The sequence below is a fragment of the Pseudomonas sp. RC10-4-2 genome (assembly GCF_050433085.1).
Lineage (GTDB): Bacteria > Pseudomonadota > Gammaproteobacteria > Pseudomonadales > Pseudomonadaceae > Pseudomonas > Pseudomonas aeruginosa.
On the sequence record NZ_JBNPXX010000003.1, the window covers coordinates 205,103 to 219,625 of the forward strand.

A 14,523-nucleotide genomic window follows, 5' to 3' on the forward strand; every position below is an offset into this window, starting at 1 on the left:
TAATTCCGTATGGTTATTTATTTATGTTTTATATTGCTTTTACGGAATAAGAGATTGCCTTTATAAAAAGCCCACGCCGTCCCCGGCAATTGCATTCGCCCGATATTTTCCATGTAGAAAATGCATATCGATCTCCGCCAGCTCCGCCACTTCATCGCCCTTCACGAGCACCGCAGCTTCGTCGCCGCGGCGCTGGCGGTTAACCTTTCGCAATCGGCCTTCAGCCGCAGCATCCAGGCGCTCGAACACAGCGCTGGCTGCCGCCTGGTGGACCGCGCGGCCAAGGACCTGCGTCCGACCAAGCAGGGCCTGATCGTCCTCGAACATGCGCGCCGGCTGGTCAGCGGCGCGCACAACCTGGCCAACGAGATCGCCCTGTTCAACGGCCTGGAGGCCGGCGAACTGCGCTTCGGCGCCGGGCCGGCTCCCGCCACCTGGCTGGTGCCGCGTGCGGTGGGGCGCTTCAACGTGCGTTATCCGAAGGCGCGGGTGAGTTTCCAGGTCGAACACTGGCAGGCGCTGAACCGCCGCCTGCAGGCCGAGGAGTTCGAGTTCTTCGTCGCCGACACCCGGCATTTCGAGGCCGACCCGCAATACCGGACCTCGCGCCTGCGTCCCCGGCGCTGGCATTTCTGCTGCCGCGAGGGGCATCCACTGGCCGCTCGCGAGAGCGTTTCCGCCGAGGAGCTGTTGAGCTTCCCGCTGGCGACCAACATCAGCCCGCCGAACATCCGCAAGGTGCTGGTGGACCTCAGCGGGCGTCCCGACTTCCGCCCGGCCATCGAGTGCGAGAACGGCCATAGCCTGCTCGGCGTGGTTCTCGCCTCGGATGCCATCGGCATCAGCAGCGGCCTCGGCGACCTGGCGCCGCCGGGACAGGGAGGCCTGCGTCCGCTGCGGGTGCGCGAGCTGCCCGACGACCTCGACGAACTGCATACCCGCTACGGCATCGTCAGCCGCGCCGGCTACAGCCTGTCGCCGCTGGCGGAGGCGATGATCGACGAACTGAAGCGGGTCGACGACGCCACCTGAATTGCGTCGCACGCATGCCAACTATGTTCCGAATGCGCTTGCCGCCGGACGCGGCGGACCGCGAAATGAAGCGTCGTTTCCTTTTCGCGAGCCGTCATGAGCCAGCCCAAGCCGATCCGCAACGTCCTCTACATCATGTGCGACCAACTGCGTCGCGATTACCTGTCCTGCTACGGCCATCCCTATCTGCACACGCCGAACATCGACCGCCTGGCCGCGGAGGGCGTGCGCTTCGCCCGTGCCTATACCCAGGGCACCATCTGCGGGCCGTCGCGGATGTCCTCGTACACCGGGCGCTACGTCAGCAGCCACCAGGTGGCCTGGAACGCGGTGCCGCTGCCGCTGGAGGAGCTGACCCTGGGCGACTACCTGCGCGCCGCGGGAGTCCGCACCGCGCTGGTCGGCAAGACCCACGCCACGGCCAACCTGGAAGGCATGCGGCGGCTCGGCATCGATCCGGCCAGCGCGCGCGGCGCGGCCCTCGCCGAAGCCGGCTTCGAGCCCTACGACCGCAATGACGGGGTCTACCCGGATGACCCGGCCTTCGCCGACAAGCGCGAACGCGCGCCCTACACCCACTACCTGCGGCGCCTCGGCTTCACCGGCGACAACCCCTGGCACGACTGGGCCAACTCCGCCGCCAGCGCCGACGGGGAAATCCTCAGCGGCTGGCGGATGCGCCATGCCGGATTGCCGACACGCTTGCCGGAGGCGCACAGCGAGACCGCCTATACCACCCGTCGCGCCATGGATTTCATCGACGAGCAGGGCGAGCGTCCCTGGTGCCTGCACCTGTCCTACATCAAGCCGCACTGGCCCTACATCGCGCCGGCGCCGTACCACGCGCTGTACCGCGCCGACCAGGTGCTCCCGGCGCTACGCGCGGCGCCCGGCGAAGAAAGCGACCACCCGGTGTACCGCGCCTTCCGCGAACATCGCGAGAGCCTCAATTTCTCCCGCGAAGACGTGCGCCGGCAGGTGATACCTACCTACATGGGGCTGATCCGCCAGGTCGACGACCAGCTCGGCCGGCTCTTCCAGCACATGCGCGCCAGCGGGCGCTGGGACGATACCCTGATCGTCTTCACCAGTGACCATGGCGATTTCCTCGGCGACCACGGCCTGGGCGAGAAGGAGTTCCTCCTCGAGTCGGCGGTGGGCGTGCCGTTGCTGATCCGCGATCCGCGCCCCGAGGCGGACGCCACCCGCGGCCGGGTGGAGGAGGCGCTGGTGCAGTCCATCGACGTACTGCCGAGCATCCTCGAAGCCTTCGCCGTCGAGCCCGCCAGCCATCGCATCGAGGGCCGTTCGCTGCTGCCCTTCGTCCATGGCGCGCCGCCGGCGGACTGGCGCCGCTACGCCATCGCCGAGTACGACTACGCCTTCCAGGCGCCGGCGCGGGAGCGCCTGGGCCGACCCATCGATGCCTGCCGCATGTACATGGTGCGCAGCGAGCGCTGGAAGTACATCGCCTACGACGGCTTCCGCGCCCAACTGTTCGACCTTGCCAGCGACCCCGGCGAATTGCGCGACCTCGGCGCCGACCCGGCGCATGCGGCGGTGCGCGAGGCCCATGCCGGGATGCTGTTCGACTGGCTGCGCGGGCTGAAGCGGCGGACTACCATCAGCAACGCGGAGATCGACCTGCGCGGCCAGGCGTTCCGCTACGGCGAGCCGGAAGGCGGGCGCCTGGTACCGATCGGTCTCTGGTGATCAGCGGCTGGCCTTGCGATAGGCCCCCGGCTGCTGTCCGGTGGCCTTGTGGAAGGCACGGGTGAAGGCGGCGGTGGACTGGTAGCCGACCGCCGCCGCGACCTCGGCGACGCTGGCGTCGGCGCGCAGCAGGGCGCAGGCGCGGTGCATGCGCAGGGCCAGCAGGACCTGCCCCGGCGACTGACCGCTGAGTTCGTTGAAGCGCTTGAAGAAGGCCGAGCGCGAGAGTCCGGTGCGTTCGGCCATCTGTTCCAGGCTCCAGGGCTGTTCGGGTGCCTCGATCAGCGCTTCCAGCAGGCCGGCGAACTGCGGCTGGCGTGCCAGTGCCACCAGGCCGCCGAGGGTCGGGTTGTCGAGCACCTGCTGGCGCAACACGTAGAGGAACAGCAGGTGGCTGAGGCGCTCCAGCAGAACCGGCGACGGCGCCGGCTGGCGGCGGCACTCGTCGACGATCAGGGCGAACAGGCGTCGCGCCGCGTCCAGCGCCGGATCGCCGGCGCGCAGGATCAGCCAGTCGGGCAGGGCGTCGACGATCAGCCCGGACAATCCCGAATGGAAGTGGAAGAACCCGCAGACCAGGCCGGCACCGTCTGCCGCGTTCCACTCCAGCGCCTGCATTTCGCCACGCGGCTGGCAGCGCGCGGCCTCGGCGGTGGCCTCGCTGGACAGGCGGAACTCGACGTCGCGCAGGAAGAACAGCGCGTCGCCGCTGTCCAGTCGCCAGCCCCGGGCGCTTCCGGCGACGTGCGCCCAGCAGTGTCCCTGCACCACCAGGTGGAAGCTGGCACGCGCCAGACCGTGGGTGGAGGCATGCCAGCCGCCGCAGTAGCGACCGACATGGAACAGGCTGGTGTCGACTTCGAGGCTGTCTAATAACCAATCGACAAGGGGGTTGGACGAATTCATCTAAGGGAAAGACTCAAGAGCAAGTGATAGCGACTTTAGAATATTGAATGGATTTCTTATTACCAAGAGACTTCTTCGACACCTCAACCACCGGAGTCGAAAGCATGTCACGCGTTCCCGTGCTCACCCTGGAAAACGCCCCCGAGGCGGCGCGTCCGTTCCTCCAGACCGCGCTGAACAACTCGGGTTATATCCCGAATCTGCTCGGCGTGCTGGCCAATGCGCCGGCCGCCCTGGAAACCTACCTCACCGTGTCCGGGCTGAACGCCAAGGCCAGCCTCGGCCTGCCCGAGCGGGAAGTGGTGCAACTGGTGGCGGCCACCACCCATGGCTGCGACTTCTGCGTTGCCGGGCACACCGCGGTGGCGCGCAACAAGGCGCGCCTGCCGGAGCCGGTGATCGAGGCCCTGCGCGCCCGCGGCGAACTGCCCGATGCCCGCTACGAAGCCCTGGCCGACTTCACCCGCGCGGTGATCGCCAGCCGCGGTGCGGTCACCGACGAGCAGTTCGAAGCCTTCCGCGCCGCCGGTTTCGACCAGGCCCAGGCCCTGGAAGTGATCCTCGGGGTGAGCCTGGCGACGCTCTGCAACTTCGCCAACGTGTTCGCCCGCACGCCGCTCAATGCCGAGCTGGAGCAATATCGCTGGACCAACCCGCAGGCCTGAGCCTGCGCTTGCCGGGCGGCATGCCGCGCCGGCGCAAGGAGTGACGACCATGCTTGACCCGACCCTGAGCGACTGGCTCGACCGCCAGGCCGACGCCCTCGACCGCGGCGACGCCGATCCCGCCGCGCTGCTGCCGCGCCTGGCCGCAGCCGGCGTGCTCGGCGTGGCGGTGGAGGAACGCCTCGGCGGCGCCGGCGGCACGCTCGCCGACGCGGTGGAGCGGGTGGCCGCAGTGGCGGCGCGCTCGCTGACCGCGGCGTTCGTCTTCTGGGGCCAGCGCGCCTTCATCGAGTACCTGTTGCAGAGTCCCAACCAGGAACTGCGCCAACGCCTGCTCGGCGACCTGCTGGCCGGCCGCCTGGCCGGCGCCACCGGGCTGTCCAACGCGATGAAGTTCCTTTCCGGGATCGAGGCGCTGCAGGTGGTGGCGCACGCGGAGGAGGCCGGCTGGCGCCTGGACGGTCGCCTGCCGTGGGTGACCAACCTGCGCAGCGGCGATTTCGTGGTGGCGGCGGCGATCGAACACGGGGAGGGCGGCAAGCCCTTCGTCCTGGCGATTCCCGAAGGCCTCGCCGGCTTGCAGCGCTCGGCGGACCTGCGCCTGCTCGGCCTGCAATGCAGCAACACCGCCGCCCTCGATCTGCGCGCGGTGGCGGTCGGGCGCGACTGGCTGTTGCACGACGACGCCCGGCAGTTCCTGCCACGGGTGCGCCCGGCCTTCCTCGGCCTGCAATGCGGCATGGCCATCGGCCTGGCGCGCCGCGCACTGGACGAAGTGCAGCGGCACCTGGGCGGCAGTCGTTCGCTGCTGGATGGCGAGCTGGCGGCACAGCGCGAAACCCTCGACGGGCACGTGGCGGCGCTGCACGCCGGACTGGCCAGCGGCGAGTTCGCCAGCCAGCCGGCACGCCTGTTCCGCATCCGCATCGGGCTCGCCGAAGCCGCCGCCAATGCCGTGCAACTGGAGTTGCAGGCCAGCGGCGGCAAGGCCTACCTGAGCGAGCACGGCGCCGGTTTCGCCCGCCGCTGGCGCGAGTCGGCGTTCGTCCCGATCGTTACGCCGAGCCTGGTGCAACTGCGCGCCGAACTGCAACGCCAGGCCGAGGCCAAGGCATGAGCGAGGCGCTCCTCGACGCTCGCGGGATCGCCCTCGGCTATCCGCGCGGTGCCGGCTGGCAGGCGGTGCTCGGCGATTTCGAATTGCGCCTGGGCGCCGGCGAGGTGGTCTCGATCCTCGGTCCCAGCGGCGTCGGCAAGTCCAGCCTGCTGCGCGTGCTGGCCGGCCTGCAGGAGCCGGCCGCCGGCAGCGTGCGGGTACTCGGCGAGCCCCTGCGCGGACCGCATCCGGGCGTCGCGGTGGCGTTCCAGGACCCCAGCCTGCTGCCCTGGCTGAACCTGGAGAAGAACGTCGCCTTCGGCCTCGATTTCGCCCGCCAGCCGCACCTCGACGCGGCCACCCGCCAGGCCCGCGTCGACCAGGCGATCGCCGCGGTCGGCCTGGAACATGCCCATGCCCGCTACCCGGCGCAACTCTCTGGCGGCATGGCCCAGCGCACCGCGCTGGCCCGCTGCCTGGCGCGGCAGCCGAAAGTGCTGCTGCTCGACGAACCTTTCGGCGCGCTGGACGAAGTGACCCGCGCCGACATGCAGCAGCTGCTGCTGCGGGCGATCCACGAGCGCGGCACCGCCGTGGTCCTGATCACCCACGATATCGACGAGGCCCTGCTGCTCTCCGAACGCATCCTGCTACTGGGTGACAGCCCGGCGCGGACCCTCGGCGAGTGGCGCATCGACCTGCCGCAGCCACGCGCGGAGCTGGTCGAGGAACTGGGCGCGTTGCGCATCGAGATCCTGAAAACCCTACGGCGGGCGAGCCGCACCCATGCCCATCCCATCGCTCAGCCGGAGGCCTCCCATGTGCCTGGACGACCCGACCCATTCCCGACGTGACATCCTCAAGCTCGCCGCGCTACTCAGCGCTGCCGGCGCGTTGCCGCTGCTGAGCAGCCTGCAGGCGCGTGCCGCCGCCGAACCCGACGCGCCGGTGCGCATCGGCTACCTGCCGATCACCGACGCCACGCCCTTGCTGGTGGCCCATGCCAACGGCCTGTTCGAGGCCGAGGGCATCCAGGCCGAACGGCCGGTGCTGTTGCGTAGCTGGGCGCAGGTGATCGAGGCGTTCATCTCCGGCCAGGTCAACGTCATCCACCTGCTGTCGCCGATGACCGTCTGGGCCCGCTACGGCAGCAAGGTGCCGGCCAAGGTGGTGGCCTGGAACCACGTCGGCGGCTCGGGGCTCACGGTGGCTCCGGAGATCGCCGACGTGCGCCAGCTCGGCGGCAAGAGCGTGGCGATCCCGTTCTGGTACTCGATCCACAACGTGGTGTTGCAGCAACTGCTGCGCGACAACGGCCTGCGCGCGGTGAGCCGTGCGGTGGGCGCGGCGCTGGCCGCCGACGAGGTCAACCTGGTGGTGCTGCCGCCTTCGGACATGCCACCGGCGCTGGCCAGCAAGCGCATCCACGGCTACATCGTCGCCGAGCCGTTCAACGCCCTGGCGGAGAACCTCAAGGTCGGCCGGGTACAGCGCTTCACCGGCGATGTCTGGCGCAACCACGCCTGCTGCGTGGTGTTCATGCACGAACACGACCTGGAGCGGCGGCCGCAGTGGTCGCAAAAGGTGGTCAACGCCATCGTCAAGGCCCAGCTATGGACTCGCGAGCACCGCGCCGAGGCCGCACAGTTGCTGTCCAAGGCCGGAGCCAACCGCTATACGCCGCACGCACCGGAGGTCCTCGGCCGGGTGCTGGCGCCGGGCGCCGAGGAGCAGCAGGCCTATCTCGCCAGCGGCGCGATCCGCCACGCCGACTGGCAGGAGCGGCGCATCGACTTCCAGCCCTATCCCTATCCGAGCTATACCGAGGAACTGGTGCGGCGGCTGAAGGACACCCTGATCGAAGGCAATAATGTCTTCCTCGCCAGCCTCGATCCGCGCCAGGTGGCCAGTGACCTGGTGGACGACCGCTTCGTCCGCCAGGCCCTGGCAGAGGTCGGCGGGTTGCAGGCGTTCGGCCTCGCCGAGGGCTTCCAGCGCAGCGAGGAGATCAGCCCGTGAGGCAGACGCTGCGCCAGGGCGCGCTAGGCGTCGCCGGGCTGTTGACGCTGTTCGCCCTGTGGTGGCTCGGCGTGGCCCTGTTCGGCGCCGCCGACGGCCTTTCGGCACGCTTCTCGCCGCAGGCGACGTTGCTCAGCCTGGGTGAACTGCTGGAACGCCGCGAACTCTACGAGCACGTGCTGGTGAGCCTGAAACGGGTCCTGCTGGGCTTGTTCCTGGCGCTGCTGGTGGGAGTGCCGCTGGGGCTGCTGGTGGGCGCCTCGCGCAACCTGGAAGCGGCGACCACTCCGGCGTTCCAGTTCCTGCGGATGATCTCGCCGCTGTCGTGGATGCCCATCGCGGTGATGCTGATGGGCGTGGGCGACCAGCCGATCTATTTCCTGCTGGCCTTCGCCGCGCTCTGGCCGATCCTGCTGAATACCGCCGCCGGCGTGCGCCAGCTCGACCCGCGCTGGCTGCAACTGAGCCGCAGCCTCGCCGCCACGCCCTGGGAAACCCTGCGCCGGGTGATCCTGCCGGGCATCCTCGGCCATGTGCTGACCGGCGTGCGCCTGGCCATCGGCATCCTCTGGATCGTCCTGGTGCCCTGCGAGATGCTCGGCGTCAGCGCCGGGCTCGGCTACTACATCCTCGACACCCGCGACCGCCTGGCGTACTCCGAGCTGATGGCGATGGTGCTGCTGATCGGCCTGCTCGGCTACCTGCTCGACGCGGCGGCGCGCGGACTCTACCGGCGCTGGGCGCACGGGGCGCTCGGGTAGGACGAGGTACCGGTGCGCTGGCGGATAGCGCCGGGGCGCTATTCGCCCTACGGGTTACGAGGAGCTCGGGTAGGGCGAATAGCCGCTCGCGGCTATCCGCCGGACGGGGTACCGGTGCGCTGGCGGATAGCGCCAGGGCGCTATCGCCCTACGGGATTCGGGATTCGGGGCTCGGGTGGGGCGGGCGAATGTGTTGATCCACCAACACTTGCCCAGCAGTTGCGCCCGCACAGCGACAGGGGCTTGCCACCCAGGCCTTGTCCGGCGCGGCCCCGCGGCCCGGCACGGGCTGTGCACGGGGTGCCGGATGCACAGGCAAGCCAAGGAGTCCCCATGCCGCGCGAAATCCGTCTCAACGCCTTCGAAATGAACTGTGTCGGCCACCAGTCGCCCGGCCTCTGGGCGCATCCGCGCGACCGCTCCTCGCAGTACAAGGACCTGGAGTACTGGACCGACCTGGCGCGGTTGCTCGAACGCGGCCGTTTCGACGGACTGTTCATCGCCGACGTGCTGGGCATCTACGATGTGCTCGACGACAATGGCGACGCGGCGATCCGCCAGGCCGCTCAGGTACCGGTGAACGACCCGCTGGCGCTGATCACGCCGATGGCCGCGGTGACTCGCCACCTGGGCTTCGGCCTGACCGCCTCGCTGTCCTTCGAGCATCCCTATCCCTTCGCCCGCCGACTCTCGACCCTGGACCACCTGACCAAGGGCCGGATCGGCTGGAACGTAGTGACCTCCTACCTGGAAAGCGGCGCGCGCAACCTCGGCCAGCAGGCCCAGCTCGACCACGACCGCCGCTACGACTATGCCGACGAATACCTACAGGTGCTCTACAAGCTCTTCGAAGGCAGTTGGGAGGACGGCGCGGTGCTCCGCGACCGTCGCCGAAGGATCTTCAGCGACCCGGGCAAGATTCACGAGATCCGCCATGTCGGCGAGCACTTCCAGGTACCCGGCATCCATCTCTGCGAACCGTCGCCGCAGCGCACGCCGGTGCTCTACCAGGCCGGCGCGTCGAGTCGTGGCAAGCGCTTCGCCGCCGAGCACGCCGAGTGCGTGTTCGTCGCCGCGCCATCGAAGACCGTGCTCAAGCAGGCGGTCGCCGACATCCGCCAGCGCGTCGCCGAGGCCGGCCGCGATCCGCGCAAGGTACTGGTGTTCAACCTGCAGACGGTGGTGCTGGGCGAAACCGACGCCAAGGCCAGGGCCAAGTTCGACGAATACCGCGCCTTCGTCAGCTACGAAGGGGCCCTGGCGCTGATCTCCGGCTGGGCCGGGATCGACTTCGGCCAGTATCGGCCGGACCAGGTGCTGCGGCACATCCACACCAATGCGATCCAATCGGCGGTGGAAGCGTTTTCCAGCGCCGATCCGACGCGCACCTGGACGGTCCGCGAGCTGGCCGACTGGGTCGGTATCGGCGGCTTCGGCCCGCTGTTCGTCGGCAGCCCGGCGACCGTCGCCGACCTGTTGCAGGAGTGGGTGGCGGACACCGACGTGGATGGCTTCAACCTGGCCTATGCGCTGGCCCACGAAACCTTCAGCGACGTGGTCGAATTGCTGGTGCCGGAGTTGCAGAAGCGCGGGGTGTACAAGACCGAATATGCGCCGGGGACTCTGCGCGAGAAGTTGTTCGGCGACGGCCCGCGTCTGCCGGATTCCCATCCGGCGGCCGGCTATCGCGACCTGCGGGCGCTCTGGGAGAAGGAGGCCGGGCGCAACGCGCTGCCGGCCTGACCTGGGCGGACGGCGGATGACGCCAGTGGCGATATCCGCCCCAGGGCCCGGGACGGCTCCTAGAGCCAGGCGTGCCGCGGTGGCTTCACCCCATTCAACTGGTAGTTGCCGATGGCATGGTATTTCCAGCGCACCGGGTCATGCAGGGTGTGGGTGCGGGCGTTGCGCCAGTGGCGGTCGAGATTGAGTTCCTCCAGGGTCGAGCGCGTGCCGGCCAGTTCGAACAGCCGGTTGGCGGCGAGCAGGGCGGCTTCGGTGGTGAGCACCTTGGCCTCGGCCACCGCGATCGAGGCGGCGGCCACGCTCTCCTCGTCGGGGGCGGCGAGCGCCGCTTCGATGGAGTCGGCCGCCAGGTCGAGCACGGCTTCCGCGGCGCGCACGCGGATGCGCAGGTCGCCGACCTGCTGGATGGTGTAGGGGTCTTCCCAGGCATGCTGCTGGTTGGCGTCTATCCATGGCCGCGCGTGGCGGCGCACCTGCTGCACGGTCTCGGCGAGGATGCCACGGGCGATGCCGGCGTCGATGGCGGCCTGGATGAACTGCGATACGGCGCCGGCGGCGGTGGGGCGGTCGAAGGCGCGGTGCACCGGGATGACGTGCTCGGCCGGCACCCGCACGTTGTCCAGGATGACGGTGCCGCTGGCGGTGGTGCGCTGGCCGAAGCCGGACCAGTCGTCGATCACCGTCAGCCCCGGCGCGTCGCGCGGGATGAACGCCAGGTGCGCGCGCTGCTCGGCGTCGAGGCCGACGGCCGGTACCCAGTGGGCGAGCAGGGCGCCGCTCGAATAGAACTTGCGGCCGTCGATGCGGAACCCGTCGCCATCCGCCAGCACTCGTGTCTGGAATTCGGCGACGGTACGGCTGTGGCGTTCGGAGAAGGCGTTGCCGAAGCGCACGCCGTCTAGCACCAGGCCGTAGAAGAAGCGTTTCTGCTCCTCGCTGCCGTCCAGGCGCAAATGGTCGAGCACCGCCAGGTGGTTCTGCGGCAACTGCGCCAGGGACGGGTCTACCGCGGCGATGATCTTCAGTACTTCGGCCAGGGTCCGGTAGCCGACCTCGGCGCCGCCGTAGGCGCGCGGTACGCTGATGCCCCATAGGCCGCTCTGCGAGAAGGCTTCCAGTTCGGCCACCGGCAGCCGGCGCTGGCGGTCGCGCAGCGAGGCTTCCTCGGCGAACAGCCCGGCCAGTTCGCGGGCGACGCGGATCGCCTCGGCGTCGTCGGCGATGCGCCGGGCCGGGGTCCGTGGCAGCGGTTGCCGATAGGGATCGGCGGCGTTCTTTTCCAGTGCGCTCATGGCAACTCCTTGCGATGGGATGGGCGAGGTTCAGCGGGACGCCGTGGCCGGACCGCTGCCGATCTGCCAGACGTAGGGCGGCTCGCTGCCGTTGATCTCCCAGTCGCCGACGATCCGTTGCTTGTAGATCAGGGGATTGTGCGAGGCGGCGGTGCGCGCATTGCGCCAGTGGCGGTCGAGCTGCTTGCCGCGGCCGACGGCGGAAGCGCCGCTGGCGTCGAACAGCTCGCTGGTGGCCTGCAACACCAGTTCGGCGACGATCGCCTGGGCCTTGGCCGATTCGATCTCGGCGGCGACATTGGCCTCCTTCTCCGCCTGCGGGTCGCCTACGAAGCGCGCCAGGTAGGCACGCTGGGCCGCTTCGGCGGCGCGCAGGGTGGCCGCCTCGGCGGCGTAGACGCGCGCGGCGATGCGCCCGACCACCTGCTGCACCTGGGGATCCTGGCTGACTCGCGGGGCATTGCCGTGGCTGTAGATACGGGTCCGCCCGCGCACCTCGGCGGCGACGTCGCGCAAGGCGGCGCGGCCGGTGCCGGCCAGCACCGCGAGCAGGACCAACTGGTAGAACGCGGTCTGGTACTTGAAGCGGCTGGCGAAGTCGATGAGGTTCTCTTCCTCCACCTCGGCGTCCTCGAACAGCGACGTGCCGCTGCCGGTGGTGCGCTGGCCGAAGCCGTCCCAGTCGTCGCTCTGGCGCACGCCGGGCTGGTCGGTGCGGATCGCCGCGATCACGTCGGCGCCGGTGTCGTCGCGCTGGGCATACAGATCGATCCAGTCGGAGAAGAGGCTGCCGGTGCTGTAGTACTTGCTGCCGTTCACCACCCAGCGACCGTCGTCCTTGCGCGAGACGCGGGTGAGCACTTCGCCCAGCCGTACCGAACCGACCTCGGTCCAGGCGCAGCCGACCAGGTCGCCCTCGACGAAGCGCCGCAGCCAACGGTCGCGGCCAGGGCCGGGCTCGGCATTGAGACGGTCCTCGACGAAGGCGAAGTGGCCGCGCAGGGCCTGGGTGATGTTGGAGTCGGCCTCGGCCAGTTCGATCAGCAACTGAACCAACTGCGGCAGCGAGGCGCCGGCGCCGCCGTGCTCGCGCGGCACGCGCACGGCGCCGAAGCCGGCCTGCTTGAGCCAGGCGATCGCCTCGTGGGGCAGTTCGCGTTGCCGTTCGCGCTCGACGGCGCCTTCGGCGATGCGCGCGAAGATCGGTCGGAAACGCTGGGCGAGCAGTTCGTAGTCGGCGCCTTCGGAGAGACTGGCGGCGGTGGCTTCGGGATGGACGCGGGCGTTCATGCGGACTCCTGGTAGGCAGCGGGGCCGTCCGGTCGACGGCTACCCTGGAGTCCGGGCCGTTGCACAGCCTGTGCCGACCCGCGCAGGCCACTGGTTGCGCGGGTTCGCGCGAGCAGGAGGTGTTGCCGGGGCGGCAGCCTGTTGCGCGGCTGCTGCCTGGCGGACAGTGGGGGAGGTGGCGGCAGGTCCCTCTCCCGGCGGGAGAGGGACAGGCGCTTCAGAAGATGTAGTCGGTGGTGAGGAAGTTCGACGCGCGGTTGCGGATGATCTCGCTGACCAGGGTCTTGTTCGCCTCGGTGTCGCGGGTCGCCACCAGGGTGCGGATGGAGAACACCCGCAGCGCGTCATGGACCGACAGGGTGCCTTCCGCCGAATTCTTCCGGCCGTTGAACGGGTAGCTGTCCGGGCCGCGCTGGCACTGGGCGTTGACGTTGATCCTGCCGACCTGGTTGGCGAAGGCGTCGACCAGCCGGCCGATCTGCGCCGGGTCGTTGCCGAACAGGCTCAACTGCTGGCCGTAGTCGGAGCGCAGGACGTAGTCGATCACCTCGTCCAGCTCGCGATAGGGCACCACCGGCACCAGCGGACCGAACTGCTCCTCGTGGTAGAGGCGCATGTCCGGGCTCACCGGACTCAGCAGAGCGGGGTAGAAGAAACTTTGCCGATGCTCGCCGCCGCCCGCATTGACCACTCGTGCGCCCTTGGCCAGGGCGTCGTTCAGCAGGCCTTCGAGATAGTCGACCTTGCCCGGCTCCGGCAGCGGCGTCAGCGCCACTCCCGGTTCCCACGGCATGCCCGGCTTGAGGCTGGCCAGGCGCGCGCTGAACTTGTCGAGGAACGGTCGCAGCACGCTTTCGTGGACGAACAGGATCTTCAGCGCGGTGCAGCGCTGGCCGTTGAAGGACAGCGCGCCGGTGACCGCCTCGTTCACCGCGTTGTCCAGGTCGACCTGCGGCAGGACGATACCCGGGTTCTTCGCGTCCAGGCCGAGGGCGGCGCGCAGGCGGTGCGGGCGGGGGTGCAGCTTCTTCAGGTCGCTGGCGCCAGAATGGGTGCCGATGAAGGCGAACACGTCGACCTTGCCGCTGGCCATCAGCGCCGACACGGTTTCCCGGCCGCGCCCGTAGATGACGTTGATCACTCCTGGCGGGAAGCTGTCGCGGAAGGCTTCCAGCAACGGGCGGATCAGCAGCACGCCGAACTTGGCCGGCTTGAACACCACCGTATTGCCCATGATCAGCGCCGGGATCAGGGTGGTGAAGGTTTCGTTCAGCGGGTAGTTGTACGGCCCCATGCACAGCGCCACGCCCAGCGGAACCCGGCGGATCTGGCCGAGGGTGCCCTGTTCCAGTTCGAAACGGCTGGAGCGGCGGTCGAGTTCCTTCAGCGCTTCGATGGTATCGACGATGTAGTCGCAGGTGCGGTCGAACTCTTTCTCGGAGTCCTTGAGGTTCTTGCCGATTTCCCACATCAGCAGCTTGACCACCGCCTCGCGTTGCTCGCGCATCCGCGCCAGGAAGCGTTCGACGTGCTGGATGCGCTCGGCCACCCGCAGGTTCGGCCACAGGCCCTGGCCGTGGTCGTAGGCCCGCACCGCGGCGTCGAGCGCGGCGAGCGCGGCGTCGGCGTCGAGCAGCGGGGTGCTGCCGAGGATCACCTGGCGCTCGCCGTCGGCCTCGGCGAGGAATACCGGGCTGCGTACCGGCGCCAGCGGGCCGTCCCAATGTCGCAGTTGGCCGTCGACCAGGTAGTCGCGCTGCTCGATGGGGGCGTCGGGGCGGTACTGCTCGGGAATGGCGTCGAGGCTGGGAAACAGCGAATCGAGGTGGAGCGGGGCGGTCATGGCGGGGCCTCGAATGACGTGGATGAAAGGCGTGGGACTGTTGTAGCGCGGTCCGGATCGAAGGTAAATCGTTTCAGCAGGAAAACCGTCGCGCCCTTGCCGGAAATCAGCCTTTGCTCCCGCTTCGTGGGGGCGGGAGCAAAGGCATGGCGCCGGCTGG

At 69.2% G+C, this 14,523-nt stretch carries 12 protein-coding genes; 8 read left to right on the top strand and 4 right to left on the bottom strand.

The features are described from left to right. Positions 1 to 120 precede the first annotated feature (120 nt). Both FHW81_RS16475 and FHW81_RS16480 read left to right on the top strand, forming a co-directional pair. Positions 121 to 1,032 carry a LysR family transcriptional regulator gene (locus tag FHW81_RS16475; protein WP_003105356.1) on the top strand — a complete coding sequence of 304 codons (912 nt, stop codon included), beginning with the start codon at positions 121 to 123 and terminating at the stop codon, positions 1,030 to 1,032. Between the two features lie 96 nt (positions 1,033 to 1,128). Continuing rightward, positions 1,129 to 2,745, top strand: a complete 1,617-nt coding sequence (locus FHW81_RS16480) for an alkaline phosphatase family protein (RefSeq protein WP_023088807.1) — start codon at positions 1,129 to 1,131, stop codon at positions 2,743 to 2,745. Here FHW81_RS16480 and FHW81_RS16485 read toward each other — a convergent pair whose 3' ends face one another. Beyond that, positions 2,746 to 3,651 carry an AraC family transcriptional regulator gene (locus tag FHW81_RS16485; RefSeq protein WP_003089436.1) on the bottom strand — a complete coding sequence of 302 codons (906 nt, stop codon included), beginning with the start codon at positions 3,649 to 3,651 and terminating at the stop codon, positions 2,746 to 2,748. It abuts the gene before it with no gap. Positions 3,652 to 3,755: 104 nt separating this feature from the next. Here FHW81_RS16485 and FHW81_RS16490 point away from each other — a divergent pair, with 104 nt between their 5' ends. From FHW81_RS16490 to FHW81_RS16515, 6 genes are all read left to right on the top strand, one after another. Continuing rightward, positions 3,756 to 4,316 (top strand): carboxymuconolactone decarboxylase family protein, encoded by a 561-nt coding sequence (locus FHW81_RS16490; protein WP_003089433.1) that lies wholly within the window; start codon positions 3,756 to 3,758, stop codon positions 4,314 to 4,316. A 49-nt stretch (positions 4,317 to 4,365) separates the two neighbouring features. Beyond that, a complete protein-coding gene (locus FHW81_RS16495) occupies positions 4,366 to 5,433 on the top strand; it encodes an acyl-CoA dehydrogenase family protein (protein WP_003117847.1) in 1,068 nt (355 codons plus the stop codon). Next, on the top strand, positions 5,430 to 6,266 hold the full coding sequence (locus FHW81_RS16500; RefSeq protein WP_025271093.1) for an ABC transporter ATP-binding protein: 837 nt from the start codon (positions 5,430 to 5,432) through the stop codon (positions 6,264 to 6,266). The genes FHW81_RS16495 and FHW81_RS16500 overlap by 4 nt, the downstream gene beginning before the upstream one ends. Continuing rightward, positions 6,232 to 7,431, top strand: coding sequence for an ABC transporter substrate-binding protein (locus FHW81_RS16505; protein ID WP_033985320.1), 1,200 nt, complete (start codon positions 6,232 to 6,234; stop codon positions 7,429 to 7,431). The genes FHW81_RS16500 and FHW81_RS16505 overlap by 35 nt, the downstream gene beginning before the upstream one ends. Continuing rightward, positions 7,428 to 8,192, top strand: a complete 765-nt coding sequence (locus FHW81_RS16510) for an ABC transporter permease (protein WP_003107734.1) — start codon at positions 7,428 to 7,430, stop codon at positions 8,190 to 8,192. The genes FHW81_RS16505 and FHW81_RS16510 overlap by 4 nt, the downstream gene beginning before the upstream one ends. 333 nt (positions 8,193 to 8,525) lie before the next feature. Then, a complete protein-coding gene (locus FHW81_RS16515; protein WP_106120654.1) occupies positions 8,526 to 9,935 on the top strand; it encodes an LLM class flavin-dependent oxidoreductase in 1,410 nt (469 codons plus the stop codon). Between the two features lie 59 nt (positions 9,936 to 9,994). Here the strand turns inward: FHW81_RS16515 and FHW81_RS16520 are convergent, their stop codons facing one another. The 3 genes from FHW81_RS16520 to FHW81_RS16530 all read right to left on the bottom strand — a co-directional run bounded on the left by FHW81_RS16520 (position 9,995) and on the right by FHW81_RS16530 (position 14,363). Next, complete coding sequence (locus FHW81_RS16520) at positions 9,995 to 11,230, bottom strand: SfnB family sulfur acquisition oxidoreductase (RefSeq protein WP_106120655.1); 1,236 nt, start codon at positions 11,228 to 11,230, stop codon at positions 9,995 to 9,997. A gap of 30 nt (positions 11,231 to 11,260) precedes the next feature. Next, a complete protein-coding gene (locus FHW81_RS16525) occupies positions 11,261 to 12,520 on the bottom strand; it encodes an acyl-CoA dehydrogenase family protein (RefSeq protein ID WP_003144055.1) in 1,260 nt (419 codons plus the stop codon). A gap of 217 nt (positions 12,521 to 12,737) precedes the next feature. After that, positions 12,738 to 14,363 carry an NADP-dependent glyceraldehyde-3-phosphate dehydrogenase gene (locus FHW81_RS16530; protein WP_003117844.1) on the bottom strand — a complete coding sequence of 542 codons (1,626 nt, stop codon included), beginning with the start codon at positions 14,361 to 14,363 and terminating at the stop codon, positions 12,738 to 12,740. Positions 14,364 to 14,523 lie beyond the last annotated feature (160 nt).